Origin of the sequence: Enterobacter sp. BIDMC 30, assembly GCF_000534355.1 — a bacterium.
GTDB lineage: Bacteria > Pseudomonadota > Gammaproteobacteria > Enterobacterales > Enterobacteriaceae > Enterobacter > Enterobacter ludwigii.
The window spans coordinates 3,524,548-3,547,848 of the sequence record NZ_KI973169.1 but is presented as its reverse complement, the minus strand read 5'-3'; the positions used below and the strand labels follow the sequence as shown (position 1 = coordinate 3,547,848).

23 protein-coding genes and 1 riboswitch are annotated in these 23,301 nt (G+C 56.1%); of the genes, 9 read left to right on the top strand and 14 right to left on the bottom strand.

The genetic code is table 11. From position 1 onward, the window contains the following. Positions 1-21: 21 nt before the first annotated feature. Positions 22-930 carry a uridine diphosphate-N-acetylglucosamine-binding protein YvcK gene (gene yvcK / locus L466_RS05685; RefSeq protein WP_020884933.1) on the bottom strand — a complete coding sequence of 303 codons (909 nt, stop codon included), beginning with the start codon at positions 928-930 and terminating at the stop codon, positions 22-24. Positions 931-1,156: 226 nt separating this feature from the next. Beyond that, positions 1,157-1,291: riboswitch (molybdenum cofactor riboswitch) on the top strand. Between yvcK and moaA the strand changes: the two genes are divergently transcribed. The 6 genes from moaA to L466_RS05715 all read left to right on the top strand — a co-directional run bounded on the left by moaA (position 1,279) and on the right by L466_RS05715 (position 4,752). Next, positions 1,279-2,268, top strand: a complete 990-nt coding sequence (gene moaA / locus L466_RS05690) for a GTP 3',8-cyclase MoaA (RefSeq protein ID WP_032681391.1) — start codon at positions 1,279-1,281, stop codon at positions 2,266-2,268. It overlaps the preceding riboswitch by 13 nt. Before the next feature lie 24 nt (positions 2,269-2,292). Beyond that, complete coding sequence (gene moaB, locus L466_RS05695; RefSeq protein ID WP_020884931.1) at positions 2,293-2,805, top strand: molybdenum cofactor biosynthesis protein B; 513 nt, start codon at positions 2,293-2,295, stop codon at positions 2,803-2,805. A gap of 3 nt (positions 2,806-2,808) precedes the next feature. Beyond that, entirely contained in the window at positions 2,809-3,294 is a 486-nt protein-coding gene (moaC, locus tag L466_RS05700; RefSeq protein WP_008501142.1) for a cyclic pyranopterin monophosphate synthase MoaC, read from the top strand. Continuing rightward, complete coding sequence (gene moaD / locus L466_RS05705; protein ID WP_020884929.1) at positions 3,287-3,532, top strand: molybdopterin synthase sulfur carrier subunit; 246 nt, start codon at positions 3,287-3,289, stop codon at positions 3,530-3,532. The genes moaC and moaD overlap by 8 nt, the downstream gene beginning before the upstream one ends. Before the next feature lies 1 nt (position 3,533). Continuing rightward, the gene (gene moaE, locus L466_RS05710; RefSeq protein WP_014169225.1) at positions 3,534-3,986 is read left to right on the top strand and encodes a molybdopterin synthase catalytic subunit MoaE; all 453 of its coding nucleotides are present in this window, start codon (positions 3,534-3,536) and stop codon (positions 3,984-3,986) included. 58 nt (positions 3,987-4,044) lie between these two features. Further along, the gene (locus L466_RS05715) at positions 4,045-4,752 is read left to right on the top strand and encodes a Bax inhibitor-1/YccA family protein (protein ID WP_032681390.1); all 708 of its coding nucleotides are present in this window, start codon (positions 4,045-4,047) and stop codon (positions 4,750-4,752) included. 58 nt (positions 4,753-4,810) lie between these two features. Here L466_RS05715 and L466_RS05720 read toward each other — a convergent pair whose 3' ends face one another. The 3 genes from L466_RS05720 to L466_RS05730 are packed head-to-tail and all read right to left on the bottom strand — an operon-like array spanning position 4,811 to position 7,772. After that, a complete protein-coding gene (locus L466_RS05720) occupies positions 4,811-5,773 on the bottom strand; it encodes a lysylphosphatidylglycerol synthase domain-containing protein (protein ID WP_014169227.1) in 963 nt (320 codons plus the stop codon). Continuing rightward, a complete protein-coding gene (gene clsB / locus L466_RS05725) occupies positions 5,773-7,014 on the bottom strand; it encodes a cardiolipin synthase ClsB (RefSeq protein ID WP_014169228.1) in 1,242 nt (413 codons plus the stop codon). Before clsB ends, L466_RS05720 begins: the two co-directional genes overlap by 1 nt. Next, entirely contained in the window at positions 7,011-7,772 is a 762-nt protein-coding gene (locus L466_RS05730) for an endonuclease/exonuclease/phosphatase family protein (RefSeq protein WP_014169229.1), read from the bottom strand. The genes clsB and L466_RS05730 overlap by 4 nt, the downstream gene beginning before the upstream one ends. A 133-nt stretch (positions 7,773-7,905) precedes the next feature. Between L466_RS05730 and L466_RS05735 the strand changes: the two genes are divergently transcribed. Further along, on the top strand, positions 7,906-8,316 hold the full coding sequence (locus L466_RS05735; protein WP_014169230.1) for a YbhQ family protein: 411 nt from the start codon (positions 7,906-7,908) through the stop codon (positions 8,314-8,316). Here the strand turns inward: L466_RS05735 and L466_RS05740 are convergent. Genes L466_RS05740 through cecR form a run of 5 tightly spaced genes read right to left on the bottom strand, consistent with a single transcriptional unit; the run spans position 8,278 to position 13,918 of the window. Further along, on the bottom strand, positions 8,278-9,384 hold the full coding sequence (locus L466_RS05740; protein ID WP_014169231.1) for an ABC transporter permease: 1,107 nt from the start codon (positions 9,382-9,384) through the stop codon (positions 8,278-8,280). The two genes, L466_RS05735 and L466_RS05740, sit on opposite strands and share 39 nt — an antisense overlap. A gap of 9 nt (positions 9,385-9,393) precedes the next feature. Then, positions 9,394-10,527 (bottom strand): ABC transporter permease, encoded by a 1,134-nt coding sequence (locus L466_RS05745; protein WP_020884927.1) that lies wholly within the window; start codon positions 10,525-10,527, stop codon positions 9,394-9,396. Then, a complete protein-coding gene (locus L466_RS05750; RefSeq protein WP_032681389.1) occupies positions 10,517-12,256 on the bottom strand; it encodes an ATP-binding cassette domain-containing protein in 1,740 nt (579 codons plus the stop codon). Before L466_RS05750 ends, L466_RS05745 begins: the two co-directional genes overlap by 11 nt. Then, positions 12,249-13,244: a secretion protein HlyD gene (hlyD, locus tag L466_RS05755; RefSeq protein ID WP_014169234.1), complete on the bottom strand. Its 996-nt coding sequence runs from the start codon at positions 13,242-13,244 to the stop codon at positions 12,249-12,251. The genes L466_RS05750 and hlyD overlap by 8 nt, the downstream gene beginning before the upstream one ends. After that, positions 13,241-13,918: a transcriptional regulator CecR gene (gene cecR / locus L466_RS05760; RefSeq protein WP_014169235.1), complete on the bottom strand. Its 678-nt coding sequence runs from the start codon at positions 13,916-13,918 to the stop codon at positions 13,241-13,243. The genes hlyD and cecR overlap by 4 nt, the downstream gene beginning before the upstream one ends. A gap of 237 nt (positions 13,919-14,155) precedes the next feature. Here cecR and rhlE point away from each other — a divergent pair, with 237 nt between their 5' ends. Both rhlE and dinG read left to right on the top strand, forming a co-directional pair. Then, positions 14,156-15,544, top strand: coding sequence for an ATP-dependent RNA helicase RhlE (gene rhlE / locus L466_RS05765; RefSeq protein ID WP_020884924.1), 1,389 nt, complete (start codon positions 14,156-14,158; stop codon positions 15,542-15,544). Between the two features lie 96 nt (positions 15,545-15,640). Then, complete coding sequence (dinG, locus tag L466_RS05770) at positions 15,641-17,818, top strand: ATP-dependent DNA helicase DinG (protein WP_032681388.1); 2,178 nt, start codon at positions 15,641-15,643, stop codon at positions 17,816-17,818. On the opposite strand, the gene L466_RS05775 is transcribed toward dinG, so the two are convergent. The 5 genes from L466_RS05775 to L466_RS05795 all read right to left on the bottom strand — a co-directional run bounded on the left by L466_RS05775 (position 17,805) and on the right by L466_RS05795 (position 23,175). Then, the gene (locus L466_RS05775) at positions 17,805-18,308 is read right to left on the bottom strand and encodes a fimbrial protein (RefSeq protein WP_025204629.1); all 504 of its coding nucleotides are present in this window, start codon (positions 18,306-18,308) and stop codon (positions 17,805-17,807) included. The two genes, dinG and L466_RS05775, sit on opposite strands and share 14 nt — an antisense overlap. Before the next feature lie 5 nt (positions 18,309-18,313). Next, a complete protein-coding gene (locus L466_RS05780; protein WP_020884921.1) occupies positions 18,314-19,303 on the bottom strand; it encodes a fimbrial protein in 990 nt (329 codons plus the stop codon). A gap of 22 nt (positions 19,304-19,325) precedes the next feature. Beyond that, on the bottom strand, positions 19,326-21,869 hold the full coding sequence (locus L466_RS05785) for a fimbria/pilus outer membrane usher protein (RefSeq protein WP_032681387.1): 2,544 nt from the start codon (positions 21,867-21,869) through the stop codon (positions 19,326-19,328). A 26-nt stretch (positions 21,870-21,895) separates the two neighbouring features. Beyond that, complete coding sequence (locus tag L466_RS05790) at positions 21,896-22,570, bottom strand: fimbrial biogenesis chaperone (protein ID WP_032681386.1); 675 nt, start codon at positions 22,568-22,570, stop codon at positions 21,896-21,898. A gap of 68 nt (positions 22,571-22,638) precedes the next feature. Continuing rightward, a complete protein-coding gene (locus L466_RS05795; protein ID WP_014169244.1) occupies positions 22,639-23,175 on the bottom strand; it encodes a fimbrial protein in 537 nt (178 codons plus the stop codon). Positions 23,176-23,301 lie beyond the last annotated feature (126 nt).

Here is a 23,301-nt window from a genome sequence, read left to right as displayed (position 1 = left end):
GGTCGGGTGAAGGCATAATCTCTATCCCAGGTCCTGAATCGCCTTCTCCAGCGCTTCACGCAGCAGGTGACGGTCGTGGCGATATTTGATATCGCTCGCTTCCAGCGGCTCCTGCACCACCACGCGATCGCCAATTCCTGATACATCAACTTTCGGGCCGACCACCACGCCATCGATGATTTTCTTCCCGACGTACTGCTCCATCAGATTCAGTTTATCCGCCAGCGACAGGCTGGCCGCCGCCGGGCTCAGCTCACGGCCTAAATTGCCGATGTAAACCATGGGGGCTGGCGTTCTGCGCAGGGCCTGTGCCAGCTCTTTGACCAGTAAAATGGGCATCAGGCTGGTGTAAAAACTGCCCGGCCCAATCAAAATCAAATCCGCTTCGCCGATGGCCTCAATGGCTTCACGCGTAGCGGGCACGCTTGGGTAGGTCATCAGCTCTTTTGGCGGCACGGTAAGCTGGTCGATGTTCACTTCGCCATAAACCTCGTGCCCTTCCGCATCGATTGCCATTAAATCGACCGGTTGTTCGGACATCGGGATCAGGAACGCGTCAACCTTGAGCAGGTTTCGGATCAAATTGATGGCTTCCAGCGGGCGCACTGACAGGTGATCCAACGCTTTAAGCATCAAATTTCCAAGGTTATGCCCGGAAAGTTCGCCGTTACCGCCAAAACGGTACTCAAACATCGCCGAAGCGACGCTCGGCTCGGTAATTAACTGGTTCAGACAATTACGCATATCGCCCCAGGCGATACCCCCTTCCGCGCGTCGAATACGCCCGGTGGAGCCGCCATTATCCGTGGTTGTCACTATCCCTGTCAGCCTTGAGCCAAGTGAAGACAGAGAAGACATCACTCGCCCCAGACCATGGCCTCCGCCAAGAGCGACAACACGGTCAAGATCCGCAAAAGTGCGATTGCGCATACACATTCCTTATCACGTTCGATCTGCGTAACACTACCCTAACTACCCCTAAAAGACGATGCCTCACCCGGCGCAAAATGACGTATATCAATGTGAATATGCTGTTTTTAGGTATTCTGTAGCGAAAATACACGATTATGTCGTTATGTATATGGTTATATAGCGTTAAGTGATAATGGCGAAGGGAAGATTTCCGCGCTACTATCGCCATAACCACGTTTTCAAATTTGAAAACATACACTCGAGCCCTGGCGCCTGTGTCGAAAGATATGGCGTCCTGGCCGTGGCGAATATGCCACCAGGGTACAGAAAGAAATGACTGTGCCTCCCGTCTCTGGAAAGGTGTACATGGCTTCACAACTTACTGATGCATTCGCGCGTAAGTTTTTTTACTTACGTCTGTCGATTACCGATGTGTGCAACTTCCGTTGCACCTACTGCCTGCCCGATGGCTACAAACCGGGCAGCGTCACCAATAACGGCTTTCTCTCCGTGGACGAAGTGCGCCGCGTCACGCGTGCATTCTCTGAACTCGGCACGGAAAAGGTCCGCCTGACCGGAGGGGAACCCTCTCTGCGTCGTGACTTCCCCGATATCATTGCTGCGGTGCGTGAGAACGATCGTATCCGTCAGATTGCGGTCACCACCAACGGGTACCGCATGGCCCGTGACGTTGCAACCTGGCGCGACGCGGGCTTAACCGCCATCAACGTCAGCGTGGACAGCCTCGATGCCCGCCAGTTTCATGCCATTACCGGCCAGGATAAATTCCGCCAGGTGATGGATGGAATTGACGCGGCGTTCAGTGCCGGGTTCCAGAAGGTCAAAGTCAATACGGTGCTGATGCGTGACGTCAACCATCACCAGCTTGATACCTTCCTGGCGTGGATCAAATCCCGCCCCATCCAGTTGCGTTTTATCGAGCTGATGGAAACCGGCGAGGGCAGTGAGCTGTTCCGTCGGCATCACATCTCCGGGATGGTGTTGCGTGATGAGCTGCTGAAACGCGGCTGGATCCACCAGATCCGTCAGCGCAGCGACGGCCCGGCGCAGGTCTTTTGTCACCCGGATTACGAAGGGGAAATCGGGCTTATCATGCCGTATGAGAAAGACTTCTGTGCCAGCTGTAACCGTCTTCGCGTCTCCTCCGTTGGTAAGCTGCATCTGTGCCTGTTCGGGGATGGCGGTGTCGACCTTCGCGATCTGCTGGCGGAAGACGCCCAACAGGCCGCGCTTGAAGCGCGGATTTCTGAAGCTCTGACGCACAAAAAACAGACCCACTTCCTGCATCAGGGCAACACCGGCATTACTCAGAACCTGTCCTACATTGGCGGGTAATCAGGCTTAAGAAGGAACCAGAAGATGAGTCAGGTTAGCGCGGAATTTATCCCGACACGCATTGCTATTCTTACCGTTTCCGACCGCCGCGGTGAAGAGGATGACACCTCCGGCCACTGGCTGCGCGATGCGGCACATGATGCCGGGCACAGTATTGTTGATAAGGCGATCGTGAAAGAGAACCGTTATGCCATTCGTGCCCGGGTCTCTCAGTGGATTGCCAGCGATGAGGTGCAGGTGGTGCTGATCACCGGTGGCACCGGTTTTACCACAGGCGACCAGGCTCCCGAGGCGCTCGTCCCGCTGTTTGACCGGGAAGTGGAAGGCTTTGGTGAAGTGTTCCGCATGCTCTCGTTTGAAGAGATTGGCACCTCCACGCTGCAGTCGCGTGCGGTGGCCGGTGTGGCGAACGGCACGTTGATTTTTGCCATGCCCGGCTCGACAAAAGCGTGTCGCACCGCGTGGGAAAATATCATTGCGCCGCAGCTGGATGCCCGTACTCGTCCGTGTAATTTCCATCCCCATTTAAAGAAATAAGTTATGTCGCAACTGACCCACATTAACGCCGCTGGCGAAGCACATATGGTGGATGTCTCCGCCAAAGCAGAAACGGTGCGTGAGGCGCGTGCTGAAGCCTTCGTGACCATGTTGCCAGAGACCCTGGCGATGATTATTGACGGCAGCCATCACAAAGGCGACGTCTTTGCCACCGCCCGCATCGCCGGGATCCAGGCTGCGAAACGCACCTGGGACTTAATTCCGCTCTGCCACCCGCTGATGTTGAGCAAGGTGGAAGTCAACCTGCAGGCGCAGCCGGAGCACAACCGCGTGCGCATCGAGTCGCTCTGCCGCTTAACCGGCAAAACCGGGGTTGAGATGGAAGCCCTGACGGCGGCCTCTGTCGCCGCGTTGACTATCTATGACATGTGCAAAGCGGTGCAGAAAGATATGGTGATTGGCCCGGTTCGTTTGCTGGCGAAAAGCGGTGGTAAATCCGGTGATTTTAAGGTGGACAGCCATGATTAAGGTGCTCTTTTTTGCTCAGGTCCGCGAGCTGGTGGGCACCGACAGCCTGACGCTTGATGCCCCGTTTGACACCGTTGCCGACCTGCGTGCGCATCTTGCCGCGCAAAGTGACCGCTGGGCGCTGGCGCTGGATGAAGGCAAGCTGCTGGCCGCGGTTAACCAGACGCTGGTGGAGCTGACCCATCCGCTGACGGCCGGGGATGAAGTGGCCTTCTTCCCGCCGGTGACAGGGGGCTAAGATGGCTGAAACCCGAATTCTGGTAGGTCATGACCGTTTCAGCGTGGGTACAGAATATGACTGGCTGGCAGAGCGTGACGAAGACGGTGCGGTTGTCACCTTCACCGGTAAAGTGCGTAACCATAATCTCGGCGACAGCGTAAAGGCGCTGACGCTGGAACACTATCCGGGCATGACGGAGAAATCCCTCGCGGAGATCGTTGAACAGGCGCGTGGCCGCTGGCCGCTCGGGCGAGTGACGGTTATCCACCGTATTGGTGAAATGTGGCCTGGTGAGGAAATCGTTTTTGTCGGCGTGACCAGTGCCCACCGTAGTAGCGCCTTTGCCGCAGGGGAGTTCATTATGGATTACCTCAAAACCAAAGCGCCATTCTGGAAACGTGAAGCGACGCCGGAAGGCGACAGGTGGGTTGAGTCGCGTGACAGCGACAAAGAAGCCGCCAGTCGTTGGTAGTCGGTTTGCGTGGATGTGTTAGTCTTAACGTGTGTGTCTACTTAATCAGGAGTGAATCATGGACCGATTTCCGCGTTCCGATTCAATAGTACAGCAGACCCGTACCGGGCTGCAGACGTATATGGCTCAGGTTTATGGCTGGATGACGGTCGGTTTACTGCTGACCGCCTTTATCGCATGGTATGCAGCCAACACGCCTGAGCTGATGATGTTTATCTTCTCAAGCAAAATCACCTTCTTTGGGCTGATCATCGCGCAACTGGCGCTGGTCTTTGTTCTCTCCGGCCTGGTGCAGAAGCTGAGCGCCGGAATGGCGACCACGCTGTTTATGCTCTACTCGGCACTGACGGGGCTAACGCTCTCCAGCATCTTCATCGTGTATACCTATTCCTCCATCGCCAGCACGTTTGTGGTCGCTGGCGGGATGTTTGGTGCGATGAGCCTCTACGGCTACACCACGAAGCGTGACCTGAGCGGTTTCGGCAGCATGCTGTTTATGGGGCTGATTGGGATTGTGCTGGCGTCGCTGGTGAACCTGTGGCTGAAGAGTGAAGCGCTGATGTGGGCGGTGACCTATATCGGGGTGGTGATCTTCGTCGGTTTGACGGCCTACGACACTCAGAAGCTGAAAAATATTGGCGAACAGATTGACGTACGCGACGGCTCAAACCTGCGCAAATACGCGATTCTGGGCGCCCTGACGCTGTATCTGGACTTTATCAACCTGTTCCTGATGTTGCTGCGTATTTTAGGCAACCGTCGTTAAGGGTATTTCCCTTACCCGACCTGCGTTGCGCAGGCCGGGTAAGTTCCCTCGCCAGACCTCACTTCGCTAACGCTTTCTCATTCTTCGCCCGCAGTTTCTTCGCCCGACTTTCCAGCACCAGATAACACACCGTTGCCAGCGCCAGCGGCAGGAAGTAATAGAGCATACGGTAGGCCAGCAGGGCGGCAATAATCGTACCCTGTGAAACATGCTCTCCGGCGAGCAGGGCGATAAATACCGCCTCCAGCACCCCAATCCCCGCCGGAATATGCACGATCACGCCGGCAATGCTGCTGACCAGCAGCACGCCCAGCACAAAGAAGTAATTCACATCTTCACCAATGAGCATCCAGATAATCGCCCCCATTGCCATCCAGTTGGCGCTGGACACGGCCATCTGCAGGACCGCGAATTTCCACGAAGGCAGTACCAGTTTTTGCCCCTTGATGGTCATGTGTCGGCGTTTGGCAAAGGCGCAGGCCCAAAGATAGAGCGCAATGATGAGCAGTAATGCAAAGCCTAAAATCCGCAGCGTGGTTTCATCGATGTACCAGTGCGCAGGCAATTGCACCACGCCGATGGTGAAAATCACCCCGCCGAGCAGAATGTAACCCAGCCAGTTGGTGGTGATGCTGAGGGAAAAAATGCGCGTAATGGTCCCGCCCGGCAGGCCGAGGCGCGAGTAAAGGCGATAGCGCATGCCGATCCCGCCCACCCAGGTACTCAATGTCAGGTTAAAGGCGTAGCAGATAAACGACACCAGCATGACCTGGCGCTTCGCAAGCTTATGGCCGCAGTAGGCGCGGCCCAGCAGGTCATAGCAGCCGTACATGAGGTAGCTTACAATCACCAGCCCCACCGCGCCCAGCAGCACCAGCCGGTTGTAGTTGCGGATAACTTTCCACACCTCTTCCCAGTCAACTTTCTGTGCGTAAACCACCAGCAGAACCGCGACGGCGATGAAAAACAGCCAGGTGAGGATCTTTTTAGCCAGCCGCCAGCGTGGATGTGATTTCGACATCAGGTTTTCCCTCCATCTTCCGCTTCAACGCGGTCCTGGGTTTCCATTTCGGGCTGGACAGGCGGATCCACCAGCGCAAGTTTTGGCGTGTGCGCCGGCAGCCAGCCCACCATCGCCGGGAAATGACGCAGAAAGTGGAACACCACCACGCTAATGCCCAGATTCCACCAGGTGCGTTTGGGCACCATGGATTCGTCCACGCGCACGCAGTCGTTCACGATCAACGCCTGCAGGTTATCCCTGAGAGTCTGGTTGAACTGGCGATCGTGGATGATCAGGTTAGCTTCAAGATTCAGTGACAAACTCAGCGGGTCGAGATTGCTGGAGCCCACGGTGGCCCAGTGATCGTCCATCAGGGCAACTTTGCCGTGCAGCGGCCGGCGGCGATATTCGTAAATTTGTACGCCACCTTTCACCAGATAGTTGTACAGCAACCGGGCACCGATTTTGACAATCTGCATGTCCGGCTCGCCCTGAACAATGAGCTTCACGCGCACGCCGCGTCGGGCCGCATTGCGCATGGCATGCAGCAGGCGATAGCCCGGGAAAAAGTAGGCGTTGGCGATAATCACTTCGCGCTTCGCATTCGCCAGCATCTTCAGGTAATGCCGCTCAATGTCGTCCCGGTGCTCACCGTTATCCCGCCAGACAAACAACGCCTGCGCTTCACCGGGGTGACGGTTCTCTTCCGGACGATGATGGCGGCGCTGCCACCAGCGACGGGCAGCCTCTTTACCGGGCAGGTTTTCCAGCTCAAAGAGCAGGATATCCTGCACCACCGGTCCTTCAATGCGAATCGCGTAATCCTGCTTGGCTTCCGGGCCGTAATCGGACATATGTTCAGCGGAGTAGTTAATGCCGCCAACAAACGCTACCGTCTCATCCACCACCACAATTTTGCGGTGCATCCGGCGGAAAAGATTGGTACGCATGCCGAAAAGGCGAGGGCCAGGATCGTAATAACGGAACACGACGCCTGCTGAGGTGAGCTCATTGACGAACGCATCGCTGAGGTCCGGTGAGCCATAGCCATCCAGCAGCACTTCGATTTTGACGCCACGCAGGGCAGCACGCAGCAGCACGCTGTGCAACTGCTTACCGACGTCGTCTTCGAACCAGATAAACGTTTCAAGGATCACTTTCTGCTTTGCGTGGTCAATCGCGTCAAACACCGCGGGGTAATATTCATCCCCGTTGACCAGCAGCGTGATCCGGTTGCCTTCCTGCCATGAACATTTCATAAGTGGATCTCCGCGCTGAGCGGCGCATGGTCGGAAAGATGTCGCCAGTTAAGTAACGCCAGTGCGGTCGGGCTGCTGGCATGGGCGTTTTTTACGTAGATTCTGTCGAGTCGCAAAAACGGGAACCGTACCGGAAAGGTGCGTGCAGGCCTGCCGTTTGCACGGGTGAAAATCTCCTCAAGCCCCGCATCAACCTTCAACGGATGGTTAGCCCGCTGCCGCCAGTCGTTGAAATCACCGGCCACGACCACGGGTTCACCTTCAGGCAGGGCATTGGTCCATTCGGCCAGCATTTTTAGCTGTGCCTGGCGATGGGCTTCGCGCAGGCCCAGATGAACACAACCCACGTGCACCGGGAACGCCAGGTCCGGCGGGGCGATACGGCAGTAAAGTAGCCCGCGTTTTTCACTTTCACCCACAGAGACGTCGCGGTTCTCGTAATGTTCGATGGGAAAACGTGACAGCACCGCATTACCGTGATGCCCTTCCGGGTACACCGCGTTGCGCCCGTAGGCGTAATCACTCCACATGGTGTCGGCCAGGAATTCGTAGTGCGGGGTGTCCGGCCAGTTTTCAAAGTGAAGCGGATGCACTTCGTGCGCGCCCATGACTTCCTGAAGACAGACAATGTCCGCGCTGACGGTGCGAACCGCGTCGCGCAGCTCCGGTAAAATGAAGCGGCGGTTAAATGCTGTGAAGCCTTTATGAATGTTTATCGTCAGCACTTTAAGCGAGAAATGCTGCATTTTTTTGGTCATACGTTCCTTCCAGGGTGACTATCCCGATGAAAATAAAGTGTAGTAGGCGTCACAAAAAGATGCGGTGTTACGGAATTTTCCGTAAAGTGCGGTAGTCTGATTAAGCAGAGAAAAATCCTTCAGGAGAGAAGCCATGAAGTGGCAACAACGCGTTCGTGTCGCAACTGGCCTGAGTTGCTGGCAGATAATGTTGCATTTACTGGTCGTGGCCGTACTGGTGATGGGCTGGATGAGCGGCACGCTGGTGCGGGTCGGCTTAGGGCTATGCGTCCTCTATGGCGTCACCGTACTGTCGATGCTGTTTTTACAGCGCCACCACGAAGCACGCTGGCGTGAGGTGGGTGATGTGCTCGAAGAGCTCACCACCACCTGGTACTTTGGTGCGGCGATGATTGTGCTTTGGTTGCTGTCGCGTGTGCTGCAAAACAACCTGCTGCTGGCCCTGGCCGGTCTGGCAATCCTCGCAGGGCCTGCCGTGGTCTCGTTACTGACCAAAGAGAAAAAGCTACGCGATGTTTCGTCTAAACATCACGTACGCCACTGAACCCGTCGTGGCCGCTATGATCAGTAGCGGCCACAAACTTCCCCAGACAATGTCCAGACTCGCATCCTTCAGATAGATCTGCTTGGTGATATCCGTGAAGTGCCGAATTGGGTTTATCCACGTCAAATCCTGTAACCATACCGGCATGTTCTCGACGGGTGAGACGTAGCCCGAAAGCAAAATCGCCGGCATCATAAAGACGAACACGCCAATAAATGCCTGCTGCTGGGTAGAGCAGAGCGCGGAAATCAGCAGTCCAAACCCGACCAGCGACAGCCCGTAAATCACCATGGTGAAGTAGAACAGCGCCAGCGAACCGGCGAACGGGATCTGGTAGGCCCATATTCCCACGCCCAGCACGATGGTGGCCTGGAAGGTCGCGACAATCAGCGCCGGAACCGCTTTGCCGACGAAAATTTGCCATGTTGCGAGCGGGGAAACCAGCAGCTGATCGAGCGTCCCCTGTTCGCGCTCACGGGCGACGGAGAGCGACGTTACGATCATCACTCCGATGGTGGTGATCATGGCGATCAGCGATGGCACCACGAACCATTTGTAATCCAGATTCGGGTTATACCAGTTGCGCACCACCAGCTCGCTGTTGTTAGGTTTCGGTTTCCCGTCCATCAATTCCTGTTGGTAATCCTTCACCACCTGCTGAAGATAGTTGGCTGCAATCTGGGCGCTGTTGGAGTTGCGCCCGTCGAGGATTAACTGCATTGGTGCCGTCTGGAAGGTATCCAGGTTGCGGGAAAAATCGGCCGGGAAACGCACCAGCAATAACGCTTTTTGCGTATCGATGGTGGGCTGGATCTCCTGTGGGCTTTTCAGCAGCAGGATGTGGGTAAAAGCCTTCGCCCGGGCGAAACGCTGCGTCAATTCGACGGAATGTTTGCCGTTATCTTCGTTGTAGATAGCAATGGTGGCGTTAGTCACCTCCAGCGTGGCGGCAAACGGGAAGAGCAACACCTGAAGCAACACCGGTAATACCAGAATGGCGCGCGTCTGCGGCTCGCGCAGCAGCGACTGCAGCTCTTTGCGTATCAATGTCCATAAACGGTGAAACATGTTCGCTCCTTAATCCAGACGCCGTTTGGTCTTTATCCACGTCAGCCCAATAAACATCGTTGCCGATGCCAGCAAAAACAGCGTGTTGATGATCAGCACCACCGGAATATTCCCCGCCAGGAACAGGCTTTGCAGCGTACTCACGAAGTAGCGCGCCGGAATAATGTAGGTCACGGCACGGATCACGGCGGGCATGCTGTCTATCTGGAAAATAAACCCGGACAGCATAATCGACGGTAAAAAGGCGGCGTTCAGGGCCACCTGCGCGGCGTTGAACTGGTTACGGGTGATGGTAGAGATAAGCAGCCCCATCCCGAGGGTGCTCAGTAAAAACAGACTGGTGATAAAGAACAGCACCACCAGCGATCCGCGGTACGGCACGCCGAGGATAAACACCGAGACCAGCATGCAGAGCAGCATCGCCAGCATGCCGAGGAAGTAGTAGGGGATAAGCTTACAGAGCAGCAGTTCAACCCGTGTGACCTCGGTAGACAGCAGCGCTTCCATGGTGCCGCGTTCCCACTCGCGGGCAATCACCAGCGAGGTCAAAATGGCGCCAATAACCGTCATGATGATGGTCACTGCACCCGGGATAATAAAATGCTGGCTAATGGCCGCAGGGTTAAACCAGTAGCGCGTCTGCACGTCGATCAGCGGTTCGAAGGTTTCCCCGCGATCTTCGGCACGCTGCATTTGCCACAGCTGCCAGATGCCCTCCACATAGCCTTGTACAAAGTTCGCGGTGTTTGGCTCGCTGCCATCAGTGATCACCTGCACCGGCGCACTGGCATCGGTGCGCGCCATGTTGGCGGCAAAATCCACCGGGATCACCACCAGCCCGCGTATCTTCCCGGCCTGCATCATCTGGATTAGCGCCTGCCGGTTGTCGCTGATGGTGGCGTCAATGTAAGGGGAGCCGGTCATGGTGTGGGTGAAATCAAGCGCCTCTTCGCTCTGCTGCTCCAGCAAAATCCCGACCCGCAGTTTGCTGGAGTCAAGGTTGATCCCGTAGCCAAAGATAAAGAGTAGCAGCAGGGGGATCACCACAGCGATCAGCCAGCTGCTGGGGTCACGCACGATCTGGCGCGTCTCTTTGATACACAACGCACGCACCCTGCGCCACGAAATGGCGTTATTGCGCATGGGCATTCTCCTTATCCCAGTCGTGGATGAGGGTAATAAACGCCTGTTCCATGGTCGGGTCCGGCACCTCGTCATCGGCGGCCTGTTCTTTCAGGTCGTCCGGCGTACCGTGGGCAATCAGCTTGCCGCGATACACCAGCCCGATGCGGTCGCAGTATTCCGCCTCATCCATAAAGTGGGTGGTTACCATGACCGTGACCCCTTTCTCCACCATGCTGTTAATATGCAGCCAGAACTCGCGGCGGGTGAGGGGGTCAACGCCGGACGTCGGCTCATCGAGAAACAGGATATCGGGCTCATGCATTAATGAGCAGGCCAGCGCCAGCCGCTGCTTGAAGCCGAGCGGCAGTTCGTCGGTGGCATGGGAAGCAATGCCCGTCAGGCCAAAGGCCTCGCTCATGCGGTGGATTTTCTCGTTCTGCGCGCGGCCCCGCAGGCCGTACACGCCGGAGAAAAAGCGCAGGTTCTGCTCGACCGTCAGGTTGCCATACAGTGAGAATTTCTGCGCCATATAGCCCAGATGCTGACGCGCCTTGCCGGAGCTGACCTTCAGGTCCATGTCGAGCACCAGCGCTTTGCCCGAGGTCGGTACCAGCAGGCCGCACATCATCTTAAAAGTGGTCGATTTCCCGGCGCCGTTTGGCCCGAGCAGGCCAAAAATCTCACCGCGTTTCACCGCGAAATTGACGTTATCGGTGGCGGCAAAATCCCCAAACTTTTTGGTGAGGGATTTGGCTTCAATCACCGTTTCACCCGGCGTACCTTCAACCGTGTGCAGGATCGCGGCGAGGGGGGATTCTGATGTCCCTGCGCCGCCGAGCAGATCGATAAACGCATCTTCAAAGCGTGGCGCGGTCTCCTCCATCTCAATTTCAGGCATACCCGGTGCACGACGTATATCGTCCGCGGTCGCCTCTTTCGTGAGGATCACGCGCACCGAACGGCCCTGAATCATTCCATCGCTGACCTGAGGTAGCTTTAGCACCCGCTGCAGCAGCTGACGGTTGGAGGCCTGGGCGCTGTGCAACAGGAAGCTGCGACCAGCCATGCTCTGCGTCAGTGTGGTCGGCTCTCCCTGATAAAGCAGCTCACCTTCGTTCATCAGCAGAACGTCACGGCACTGTTCCGCTTCATCAAGGTACGAGGTGCTCCAGAGGATCAGCATCCCATCGCCGGCTAACTCATGCACCATCTGCCACAGCTCGCGGCGCGAAATCGGGTCGACGCCCACGCCGGGTTCATCGAGCAAGAGAACTTTCGGCTCGCCCACCAGCGTACAGGCCAGCCCCAGCTTCTGTTTCATCCCGCCGGAGAGCTTGCCCGCCAGCCGGTCGGTGAAGGGGCCAAGCGAGGTAAATTCCAGCAAACGGGCAAAGGTCTTCTGACGGGTTTCGCCAGTGACGCTGCGCAGGTCAGCATACAGATTGAGGTTTTCCATCACCGTCAGGTCTTCATACAGACCAAACTTCTGCGGCATATAGCCCAGCATGGCATGGAGCGCGCCATCGTCTTTAATCGGGTCGAGTCCGAGCACGCTGGCGATTCCTTCATCGGGCTTTAACAAACCCGCCAGCATCCGCATCAGCGTCGTTTTGCCTGCGCCGTCCGGGCCAACCAGCCCGGTCACATAGCCTTTCTGAATGGTACAGTTCAGCGGGGCGACGGCAGGTTTTTCCATTCCCGCGAAGCGTTTGACCAGATTGTTGAGCTGAATAACCGCGTCATTCATGTCGTTCCCCGTCGCTGACTTTTACGGTGACAGGCATGCCCTGACGCAGCGCGTCGTCGGCATCGGTCACGATGATGCGCAGGCGATAAACCAGGTCGGTACGCAGATCCGGCGTTTCAACCGTTTTGGGTGTGAATTCAGCCGTCGGTGACACAAAGCCAACTTTGCCATGATACGGTTTATCCGGCCGACCGTCGGTGTAGAGCAGCAGCTCGCGGCCCGGCTGCATCTGGCCGAGATTAGGCTCATCAATGTAGGCGCGCACCCATACCGGACGCGTCAGAGAAAGCGTCAGGACGGTGCTTCCCGCGCTTAACATGCTGCCCGGCTCCACGGCGCGGGTCATCAGCGTGCCGTCAGACGGGGCAATGAGCGTGGTGTCGTGCAGATCCAGTTCCGCCTGCGCCAGCTGCGCCTGCGCCTGTTCCAGGCTGGCTTTTGCCTGCGCGATGTCCTGCGGGCGATTACCGGTGTGGTACTGGCTTAATTTATCCTGAGCGGATTTCAGCGTCGCCTGGGCCTGGTCGCGGGAGGAGCGGGCGTTTTCCAGGTCGTTGGCAGAAATGGTGCGGCTTTTCCACAGGCCCTGCTGACGAGCATAGAAGTTTTGCGCGTAGTCATAGGCGGCCTGCGCCTGTTTGACCGCGGCGGCGGCCTGAGCAATCTCTTCGTCACGGTAGCCGGCCAGCATCAGGTCATATTGCGCCTGCGCCACGGAAACGCCTGCTTTCGCCTGCATCAGCGCGTTCTCGTACGGGGCCTTGTCGAGCATCCCCAGCATCTGACCGGTTTTGATGGTATCGCCTTCATCAACGGTGAGGGAGGCCAGGCGCCCCCCGACGCGGAAACTCATATTCACGGTGCGAATATCGACGTTACCGTACAGCGTCAGGCCTCTGTCCTGGTGACTTTGATACCACAGCCAGCCGCCGATACCTGCGGCAAGCAGAACAACGACCACCAGAATGATGGCGACAGGTTTTTTCATGACTTCAGGCTCCTTTGCGTTAAGCCTTGCAGGATCAGATCGAGATGACAGGTGATGACCTGGCTAATCTGCGCGGCTTTATCCTCATCAAATTGTGTCCAGCCGGTGCGTAACAGGATCGTTTCGCGCCCAAGACGGAAGGCGAGAATTTCACCCAGCAGGGCGTGGGTATGCAAAATAGTCTCGGTATCGTCGGCGTCTCGTCCGGTATAGGCCGCGATCAGCCGGGTCAGGTGCGTATGCATCGGAGCAATCACCTGATCGTGCACTCGCTGGTAAGCCGCCGTAGGGGAGAGCTGCTCACGGGAGATGAACTTACTCAGGCTCAGCGTCTCGTCGTGGGTCAGCAGGCGAATCATATTGTCGCAGGCGCTGATAATCAGCTGCCTGATGGCGGCGCGATCCGGCGACGGCTGGCTCAATAGCCCGCTGGCCTCTTCAACGTGTGGCCGAAAATGGTTACCGATAAAGTCGGCGATCCACTGGGCACAGGCGAGGTACAAATCCTCTTTTGAGCCAAAATAGTAGGTAATGGCCGCAATGTTTTGCCCGGCCTGCGCCGCGATGTCCCGCGTGGTGGCATGCAGACCATATTCGCCAAACTGCGCCAGCGCGGCGGCAATAAGCTGGTTTTTGGCCTGTTCACCTTTCGATGTCGTTGGGGTCGTATTCATGGCGGTTTTAAAAATTAATCAATCGATTGATTAACATTATGCCCGGTTGCCCTTTTTGTCCAGTGACCACACGGCGGGAAATCTTTCGTCAACGCAGCGCCGCGGGATATTTTATGCGCCACGTCACAAAACCTGCTACACTCCGCTGCTTCACGACATTGTGGTTTTTGTCCTTCCCTATTCGTTATATCTCCCTGAAAACTACACCTGTGATGGTCGGGGCGGTTCGGAGTTTTTATGTCTTTTGATTCCCTTGGCCTGAACCCTGAAATTTTGCGCGCTATCGCAGAGCAGGGCTACGTCGAGCCAACCCCAATCCAGCAGCAGGCTATTCCGGCCGTTCTGCAGGGCCGCGACCTGATGGCCAGCGCCCAGACCGGTACCGGTAAGACCGCGGGTTTTACCCTGCCGCTGTTAGAGCTGCTGGTAAAAAATCAGCCGCACGCTAAAGGACGTCGTCCGGTGCGTGCCCTGATCCTCACCCCAACGCGTGAGCTGGCGGCCCAGATTGGTGAGAACGTGCGTGAGTACAGCCGCTATCTCAACATTCGCTCGCTGGTGGTTTTCGGTGGAGTAAGCATTAACCCGCAGATGATGAAGCTGCGTGGTGGCGTGGACGTGCTGGTGGCAACGCCGGGTCGTCTGTTGGATCTTGAGCACCAGAATGCCCTGAAGCTTGATAGCATCGAAATCCTGGTGCTGGACGAAGCTGACCGCATGCTGGATATGGGCTTTATCCACGACATTCGTCGCGTGCTGGCTAAGCTGCCACCGCGTCGTCAGAACCTGCTGTTCTCTGCCACCTTCTCTGATGAGATCAAGGCGCTGGCGGAAAAACTGCTGCATAACCCGCTGGAAGTGGAAGTGGCGCGCCGCAACACCGCCTCTGAGCAAATTACCCAGCACGTGCACTTCGTTGATAAAAAGCGTAAGCGGGAACTGCTCTCCCATATGATTGGTCAGGGCAACTGGCAGCAGGTGCTGGTCTTTACCCGTACCAAGCACGGTGCTAACCATCTGGCGGAGCAGCTGAATAAAGACGGTATCCGCAGCGCGGCGATCCACGGTAACAAAAGCCAGGGGGCACGTACCCGCGCGCTGGCTGAATTTAAATCCGGTGACATTCGCGTCCTGGTTGCCACCGACATTGCTGCCCGCGGTCTGGATATTGAAGAGCTGCCGCACGTCGTCAACTACGAGCTGCCAAACGTACCGGAAGACTATGTTCACCGTATCGGTCGTACCGGTCGTGCGGCGGCAACCGGTGAAGCGCTCTCGCTGGTGTGTGTGGATGAACACAAACTGCTGCGTGATATCGAACGTCTTCTGAGAAAAGAGATCCCGCGTATCGAAACCCCGGGCTATGACGTTGACCCGTCCATCAAGGCGGAGCCTATTCAGAATGGCCGTCAGGGCGGCGGCGGTGGTCGTGGTCAGGGTGGCGGAGGGCGCAGTCAGCAGCCGCGTCGTTCTGAAGGCGGTGCACCGAAAGCCGCGGGCAAACCTCCGCGTCGTAATACAGAGGCTAAGCCAGGCGGTGAAAGCCCATGGCGTAGCGGCGAGGGGAAACCGGCAGGGGAAGGGCAGCGCCGACGCCGCCCGCGTAAACCTGCTAACCCGCAGTAATCTGGAAGCCCGGTCGTAGAGCCGGGCTTTTCTTTTGCGGCAGCGGAAAGAAAGTGCCACAATAGTGGCTGTTTATACAGTATTTCAGGTCCTCCGATGGCTTTAACCGCGGCGCTCAAAGCGCAAATTGGCGCCTGGTATAAGGCGCTACAACAGCAGATCCCCGATTTTATCCCCCGAGCGCCTCAGCGGCAGATGATTGCTGATGTGGCAAAAACGCTCTCCGGGGACGACGGACGACATCTGGCGATTGAAGCCCCGACGGGTGTCGGGAAAACCCTTTCGTATTTAATCCCGGGCATTGCCATTGCGCGGGAAGAGCAAAAAACGCTGGTGGTCAGCACCGCTAACGTGGCCCTGCAGGATCAAATCTTCAGCAAAGACCTGCCGCTGCTGCGCAAAATCATCCCTGAACTGCGATTTACAGCCGCCTTTGGCCGTGGGCGTTATGTGTGTCCGCGCAATCTCGCGGCTCTCGCCAGCAGTGAGCCCTCTCAGCAGGATCTGCTGGCCTTCCTGGATGATGAACTGACGCCGAACAACAAAGCGGAACAGGAGCAGTGCGCGAAGCTAAAAACCGAGCTCGACAGCTACAAGTGGGACGGCCTTCGCGATCACACCAGCCATGCCATCAGCGATGATTTGTGGCGCAGGCTCAGCACCGATAAAGCCAGTTGCCTTAACCGCAACTGCCACTACTACCGCGAGTGCCCGTTCTTTGTCGCACGGCGGGAGATTCAGGAAGCGGAGGTGGTTGTCGCTAACCACGCGCTGGTCATGGCCGCGCTGGAGAGTGAGGCCGTCCTGCCGGAGCCCAAAAACCTGCTGCTGGTGCTCGATGAAGGCCACCATTTGCCGGATGTGGCGCGGGATGCGCTGGAGATGAGCGCCGAAATCACCGCGCCGTGGTTCCGCCTGCAGCTGGATCTGTTCTGCAAGCTGGTGGCGACCTGCATGGAGCAGTTCCGCCCGAAAACCACGCCGCCGCTGGCGGTGCCCGAGCGGCTGAGCGAACATTGCGAAGCGGTCTACAGCCTTATTGCTTCCCTGAATAACATCCTCAATCTTTATCTCCCGGCGACCCAGGAAGCAGAGCATCGCTTTGCGATGGGAGAGCTTCCCGACGAGGTGATGGAGATCTGCCAGCAGCTGGCGAAGCACCTTGAAAAGCTGCGCGGGCTGGCGGAGATGTTCTTAAACGATCTCAGTGAGAAAACCGGTACCCACGACGTGGTGCGTTTGCACCGCATTCTGCTGCAGATGAACCGTGCGTTGGGCATGTTCGAAGCCCAGAGCAAGCTCTGGCGTCTGGCCTCGATGGCGCAGGCGTCCGGAGCGCCGGTCACCAAATGGGCAACCCGTGACGTGAAAGACGGACAGGCGCACCTGTTTTTCCACTGCGTGGGGATTCGTGTTGCCGATCAGCTGGAAAAGCTTATCTGGCGCAGCGTGCCGCACGTGGTAGTGACTTCCGCGACGTTGCGTTCCCTGAACAGTTTCTCCCGTTTACAGGAGATGAGCGGGCTGAAAGAGAAAGCCGGCGACCGTTTTGTGGCGCTGGATTCGCCGTTTAACCACTGTGAACAGGGCAAGCTGGTCATTCCGCGCATGAAGTATGAGCCGCTTATCGACAACGAAGAACAGCACATTGCCGAAATGGCAGCGTATTTCCGCGAGCAGCTGGAGAGTGAAAAATATCCCGGCATGCTGGTCCTGTTTGCCAGTGGAAGGGCGATGCAGCGTTTTCTGGAGCACGTTACCGACCTGCGATTACTGTTGCTGGTGCAGGGCGATCAGCCTCGCTACCGGCTGGTAGAGCTGCACCGCAAACGCATTGATAACGGGGAACGTAGCGTACTGATCGGGCTGCAGTCATTCGCGGAGGGGCTGGATCTGAAGGGGGATTACCTGACACAGGTGCATATCCATAAAATCGCCTTCCCGCCCATCGACAGCCCGGTCGTCATCACCGAAGGTGAATGGCTCAAAAGCCTCAATCGCTATCCGTTCGAGGTCCAAAGCTTACCCGCGGCATCGTTTAATCTGATTCAGCAGGTGGGGCGTCTCATCCGTAGCCACAGCTGCTGGGGAGAGGTGGTGATTTATGACAAACGTCTGCTCACCAAAAATTACGGCCAGCGGTTACTCAACGCTCTGCCTGTTTTTCCGATTGAACAGCCGGACGTGCCCGATGTTAAAAAACGTCCGGCAAAACCTGCCGCCGGACGGCGTAAAAGCATCCGTACGAAGGGGCGCGGGCCTACTGGTAAGTAAAGGTCACCTGGACCACGCTGTTAAACGTTCCGGCGGTGACGGGCAATGCGCTGGCATAATAGCGGGCAGCCAGAGGAAACGTTGCCGTGTGGTCCGCTGAGTTAACCGGAACGTTAAAGGCTGCCTGCGGGGCAATGAGTATATTGTCCTGGCGGTCTGCCAGTTCCAGTGCTAACCCTTTCGCACTGCCGATATTGGCGAATTTTGTCGGGTGCGTACTGTCGGCCTGACCATAGAAAAAGGCGGTCGCCAGCGCAAGTGTGGGAGGGCAATGCGAGACCGAGAGCGTAAAGTCTTTCCATGCGCCGGTATCGCCCACATTTTTAAAATCCCCTGATACCGCCTGGCCTAAATCCACCGTCAGGTTGCGGCTGGCGCTGTCAATAATGCAGGTGTTGGCGTAAATATTGCCTGTCATCTGGATCTGAATATCGTCTGCCTGTGCCCGGGCAATCAAGCCGAGAATCAGGATCGCAAGTGTCTTTTTCATGTTGGTCACTTATAAGCCAGAGTGATCGTCGCCACGGTATTGGCCGGCCCCGGTGTCACCACGTTGCTGACCTGTTCGTAACGAACCTCGAACGGTATTCGCAGGGTTTCGTTGGCGATGGCCTGGCTTCGGGTGCTGACATAGGTGTCAAAGGTGGCGAGATGGTCATCAAAGAGCATTCTCACGCCCACGCCGGTTGCCATGCCGTTCTGCTGAGTCAATTTGATCACTCCTTCGAATGCCGTTTCGTAGCCGTTTGCGCTGGTCACCTTTAGCTCAGGCTGGACGGTGCTGTCGCAATTAATCGTGACGTCAAAGTTTTGTGCAGGGCTGGATAGCAACCCGATACTGATAAAATCACTGACGGGAAAATCGCCCAGATTCACGGTGAGATTTTTAGGCAGGACAGAGCAGGTAACCGTTTCGAGATTCACATTGCCCGCATAGGAAATCGTATTGGGATCGCTGATGCCTTCATGCTGATAAACCCCGACACCAAATTTAGACTCCGCCTGAGAAAGCGAACCTGATTTGACCGTATTGCTCGTTTTCACCAGTTCCAGTGTGACATTAAAGTTAAAGGACTCAGAAATGTCGTTGGAGACATAGCCCAGCGGCGTGCCGCTTGAATTACAGTAAATTCCCCCGGCACCGGTAATTCGCTGGCCTTTGTCATTCATCAGCGCTACGCCAATTCCTTCCAGCCCTGATTCATACACCCCAGAAAGACCGGGGATCTCCAGACCTGCGCCGTAATAGCATGCAACAATCGGAAGCCCGAAGTCAGAAGGGTTATAGCAGTTGCCCGCCACGTGAACGGTCTGCTCGGTACCCGGAATGGTGGCACCTACCGGCAACGTGCTCGAGACGGATACGGAGGCCACATTAATCTGTTTTGGCAGATCGGAGGAGGTACAGAGCGCGTTAGCATGTGGCATAAATAACGCGGCGGTTCCCAGAACCAGGAAGAAAAAGCACTGTTTAATCATTTGCATAATGGTTTGCCTGAACGGTGAATCAGTGGCACTGCGCAGCAGCGTTAAGGATGTTGGTTTTCTTTGTCTCATCCGTAAGGACGTAGTCGGCCTCGCAGTGCTCGCTCGCATCCTGTCCCCAGGTGACGGCGAGATGCCCTTGCTTTGGCAGGCCGGAGAGATAGGTCTGGCCGTCATTGCCGACAATAAATTCGCTGTCCTTATCCTCCGTTGTTACCGTCGCACCGAAGGGCAGCGGTTTACCGTTGTGCGTCAGCGTCATCAGGACCCGGCTGCCCACGCGGGTATTAAAGCTGGCGCGCACCACGGCCCCGCGTGTCGGGGTCACAACGTACGCTGCGTGCGTCACGTCGGCCTCGTCGGGCAGGGTTTCGGTATCCAGCGCAATGGTATTGTGGCGATAAGGGGTAACAAACGGCACGATGGTATAGCCGCGGAAGTCGGTCTCAACGCCCGTCTGATTGGCGATATGCGTACCGTGTGTTCCCGGTGCTTTCACCAGCGCAATGGTCTCTCCGAGCGGCTGGCTCAGGGTTATCCCATTGGCGTGCACGATCGCGCCACCCTGCAGCCCGACGTTTACGGTTTGCTGATATTTATCCTGGCTTACCCCGCCGCTCACTTCGCCATAGGTCGCTTTATAATCGGCGTTCATGCTGGTGGAGTTTCCGCTACCGGTGCTGCTCAGCCCCTCCTGAATATTCCAGTTCAGGTTGTCTCCCTTCAGCGCGGTACCGTTAAGGCCGATGTTCTGCGTCGTACCGTCTTTGGTGTTGTTGAGGTTGTAGGTGGCCCAGGTGTTATGCATCCAGCGATCCAGTGGAACGGAGACATTTAACGAGAACTGGTTGTCGTTCATCACATCGTCACCGTTCGCATCGCTGTCCTGGGTGTTTTTGTTCATGCTGTAGCTCAGGCTGTAGCTGACGCCGTGCAAGCTGTTGTTGTAGCTGACGCTCATGGAGGTCATATCCTGGCTCTGGCTCCAGTAGGTCTCTTTGACCAGGCTCAGGGTGACAGAGCCCCAGCCCGCGGGCAGCGTCTGGTCGACGGTGGCTTCCGTTCGGGCATGTCGCTGCTGCGGCGCAGACCCGTCATCTGAACGGGTGTAAGACTCCATCGTGTCTTCCAGGGTGTAAAACCCTTTGCTGTTGTAGCGATAGCCCGCCAGGGAGAAGTGAGTGCCCGAGGCGACAAAATCTTTGCTGTAGCGAACGCGCCAGGATCGGCCTTTGCTGGCCTGCTGCTTTTTCAGCAGCGCTTTGGCGCGGGTGACATCAAGGGAGAAGGCACCCAAATCGCCCAGGTTTTTCCCGACGCCCAGCGCCCGGGACTGATAATGGCGACTCTGCTGCGCACCACCGTAGGCGGTGAAACCCAATGGCATGCCGTAGATGGCGCTGCCCTGGGCAAACGGAGTTTGCTCTACGTCCTTATCGTAAGACCGGTAACGCCCGGCGGTCACGCTGTAGCGGAGATTCTTTTCACGCTGCAGTACCGGGACCGAGGCGTAGGGCACGACAAAGTGACTTTCGCTGCCGTCGGTCTCTTTCACGGTGACCTGCAGATCGCCGCTGCTGCCGGTGGGATAGAGATCGTTAATTTCAAACGCACCGGGTGCAACCGTGTTCTGATAAATGACGTAACCGTTCTGACGAACCATCACCAGCGCATTACTGTGGGCAGTGCCGCGAATAATCGGCGCATAGCCTTTTTCACTGTCCGGGAGCATATCGGTATCGGATTTCAGCTCAACCCCGGTATAGGGCACGCTGTCGAAAACGTCCGACGGGGAGGTGCTTTGCCCGACGGTCATATCGCTTTTCATCGCCACGATATCGCGTTGAGCATAGGTGTAGATGGAGGAGAACCTGTGCTCTTCCTCGTTGCCCGTTGTACTGCGATTCCACGTGGAATAATTGCGTATGCGCCAGGCCCCCACATTGAGGCCCGGGCGCAGGTTAACGTACTGGCTGCTGTTATCCTGCTCTCCCTGCACACGGGCATGGCTCTGGCTGGCGGTGGCGCTGTAGTTCAGCAGACCTGCGGTGATCCCTTCGTCGAACGTTTTCGGGTCGATATACCCGCGCGGGATCTGGCCCAGCGCCGTTTGTGGAATACTGAGCAACAGTTGCTGATGACGAACCTGAAACGTTGCGGATGCCGCGGGAATGGCGCTTATATAGGCGCACTGGCCTTTAGCCATCAGCGCGGGATACTGCCGGGTTTTGATCCCAAGGTTTTTTAGCTCATCCAGGCTAAAGCAGGGTTGAAGAGAATGATTGCCCTGAGCGTCTTTTATTAATTTGAACGTGACATCACGGGTATCAATTTTATTATTGTTGATGAAAATGTTGACCTGATATTTCCCGGGGGCTTGTCCCGGTCCTTTTTCATAAACAGACAGGTCGGTTTTCCCCTGTTGAGGATTATCAATATCCAGTAATGCCGGGTTGAAATAATCATCAGCCATAACCTGCTGCGCAAAGATCGCCAGTGCCAGGCCACATAAAATGACCAGCATTGAAGAAAGGCGATGGATGAACGGCTTTTTATGGCTGTACATGATGATATTAATAGCCTGAGTGGGTGTTAATGAACGGATGCCGACCAGGTCTGACTGATGCTGCCGTAATCAGTAATAATGGAGTAGGTGACGGTCGACCCGCTGGCATTATCGGGTAAGGCAAAATGCGTTTCCGTTTTGGGGACTGCCCAGGTGGCTTTATCCACTTTATGGCCGTTAAGCATCACCGTCTGGAAATTCATATAGAAAGGCGTCGGGTTATTCACAACCAGGTCGTGACCTTCACGATGCCACTGAAGCTTGTCCGCCACAGCCTCGGGTTTGCCAGTTATTGCTGACGGGCGATACAACAATTTAATGCGTGTATTAATGGCAATCTGCAGGGTATTTATCCCTTCGACGTGCTTTGACGAGGGAATAGCTTTGATATTAAGCCAGTAGAGAGACTCACGATCCTCGGGCAAATTCCCGCCAGTGCGCACGACACGCAGGACGTTATCCTCTTTTGCATCGAGACGAAACAGCGGTGGGGTGATCAGGAAGGGGGCTTTAGCCGGGTTTTTACCGCCAGAATCAACCCAGGACTGTACCAGATAATCCGTGGCATCTGGGTTTGAAAGACCCAGAGACGACTCCTTTTTGTCGCCCTGATAGACCAGGCGTGTGCCATTAATAACGACACCGGCATGGGAAGTGGCGGCTACCAGTAAAAGAGCACTCAGTAAATAACCGTGGCGCATAAAGGTATCTCAATAAAAGAAGAGATATTAACTCTCAGAACAGAGCTAATATCTCAGGATGGATAATATCAGTTATAAATAACGGTGAAGGTCGACACGGCGTTTGCCAGGCCTGCGGTGATTGCAGCCTGGGTCTGAATATAACGGGCTCCAAATTCCAGGTTATTGACCGCCGTACCGGAGGCTAACGGATATTGCTGAGAGGGCGTATACAGACTCACCGGTTGCTCAGACGCGTCCACCAGTTGAATAGCGACACCTGTTGCAGCGTCTACATCCGGTGTTAATGCCAGCGTAGTGTTGTTATCCGGATCCGGCGTGCCGCCGAAGTTAATGGCGGCAGATGTCACGGTCTCCGGGCAATTCTTTAATTGAATATCAAACTTCGTTAATGTGCTGGTAGATCCAGCCCCGGTAAATACCGTTTTAGACACTTTGCCTAACTGAACATTTAATGGATTACTTAACCCGTTCACTACCTGACAAGCAGAATCAATAATTTCACCGGTGAAGTTAATCTGACCTTCACCGTTTGTTGCCGCAAATGCGGATGCAGAACATCCTGCCGTTGCGGCGATAAATAAACCTATAGCAACCTTGTTCATAACAAATCCTGGTATGTTTCTGGTGAGAACGTTGCCTGGACGTTTTCACCGTTGACCTTAAATGATTTTCCGTTGGTTATTTAATCAGAAACGGGTGGGGTAAGAATCTTCAACGGCAATCACAAA

Coding starts and splice junctions, on each gene's coding strand:
- yvcK (WP_020884933.1), bottom strand. CDS start 930: ATGCGCAATCGCACTTTTGCGGATCTTGACCGTGTTGTCGCTCTTGGC.
- moaA (WP_032681391.1), top strand. CDS start 1,279: ATGGCTTCACAACTTACTGATGCATTCGCGCGTAAGTTTTTTTACTTA.
- moaB (WP_020884931.1), top strand. CDS start 2,293: ATGAGTCAGGTTAGCGCGGAATTTATCCCGACACGCATTGCTATTCTT.
- moaC (WP_008501142.1), top strand. CDS start 2,809: ATGTCGCAACTGACCCACATTAACGCCGCTGGCGAAGCACATATGGTG.
- moaD (WP_020884929.1), top strand. CDS start 3,287: ATGATTAAGGTGCTCTTTTTTGCTCAGGTCCGCGAGCTGGTGGGCACC.
- moaE (WP_014169225.1), top strand. CDS start 3,534: ATGGCTGAAACCCGAATTCTGGTAGGTCATGACCGTTTCAGCGTGGGT.
- L466_RS05715 (WP_032681390.1), top strand. CDS start 4,045: ATGGACCGATTTCCGCGTTCCGATTCAATAGTACAGCAGACCCGTACC.
- L466_RS05720 (WP_014169227.1), bottom strand. CDS start 5,773: ATGTCGAAATCACATCCACGCTGGCGGCTGGCTAAAAAGATCCTCACC.
- clsB (WP_014169228.1), bottom strand. CDS start 7,014: ATGAAATGTTCATGGCAGGAAGGCAACCGGATCACGCTGCTGGTCAAC.
- L466_RS05730 (WP_014169229.1), bottom strand. CDS start 7,772: ATGACCAAAAAAATGCAGCATTTCTCGCTTAAAGTGCTGACGATAAAC.
- L466_RS05735 (WP_014169230.1), top strand. CDS start 7,906: ATGAAGTGGCAACAACGCGTTCGTGTCGCAACTGGCCTGAGTTGCTGG.
- L466_RS05740 (WP_014169231.1), bottom strand. CDS start 9,384: ATGTTTCACCGTTTATGGACATTGATACGCAAAGAGCTGCAGTCGCTG.
- L466_RS05745 (WP_020884927.1), bottom strand. CDS start 10,527: ATGCGCAATAACGCCATTTCGTGGCGCAGGGTGCGTGCGTTGTGTATC.
- L466_RS05750 (WP_032681389.1), bottom strand. CDS start 12,256: ATGAATGACGCGGTTATTCAGCTCAACAATCTGGTCAAACGCTTCGCG.
- hlyD (WP_014169234.1), bottom strand. CDS start 13,244: ATGAAAAAACCTGTCGCCATCATTCTGGTGGTCGTTGTTCTGCTTGCC.
- cecR (WP_014169235.1), bottom strand. CDS start 13,918: ATGAATACGACCCCAACGACATCGAAAGGTGAACAGGCCAAAAACCAG.
- rhlE (WP_020884924.1), top strand. CDS start 14,156: ATGTCTTTTGATTCCCTTGGCCTGAACCCTGAAATTTTGCGCGCTATC.
- dinG (WP_032681388.1), top strand. CDS start 15,641: ATGGCTTTAACCGCGGCGCTCAAAGCGCAAATTGGCGCCTGGTATAAG.
- L466_RS05775 (WP_025204629.1), bottom strand. CDS start 18,308: ATGAAAAAGACACTTGCGATCCTGATTCTCGGCTTGATTGCCCGGGCA.
- L466_RS05780 (WP_020884921.1), bottom strand. CDS start 19,303: ATGCAAATGATTAAACAGTGCTTTTTCTTCCTGGTTCTGGGAACCGCC.
- L466_RS05785 (WP_032681387.1), bottom strand. CDS start 21,869: ATGTACAGCCATAAAAAGCCGTTCATCCATCGCCTTTCTTCAATGCTG.
- L466_RS05790 (WP_032681386.1), bottom strand. CDS start 22,570: ATGCGCCACGGTTATTTACTGAGTGCTCTTTTACTGGTAGCCGCCACT.
- L466_RS05795 (WP_014169244.1), bottom strand. CDS start 23,175: ATGAACAAGGTTGCTATAGGTTTATTTATCGCCGCAACGGCAGGATGT.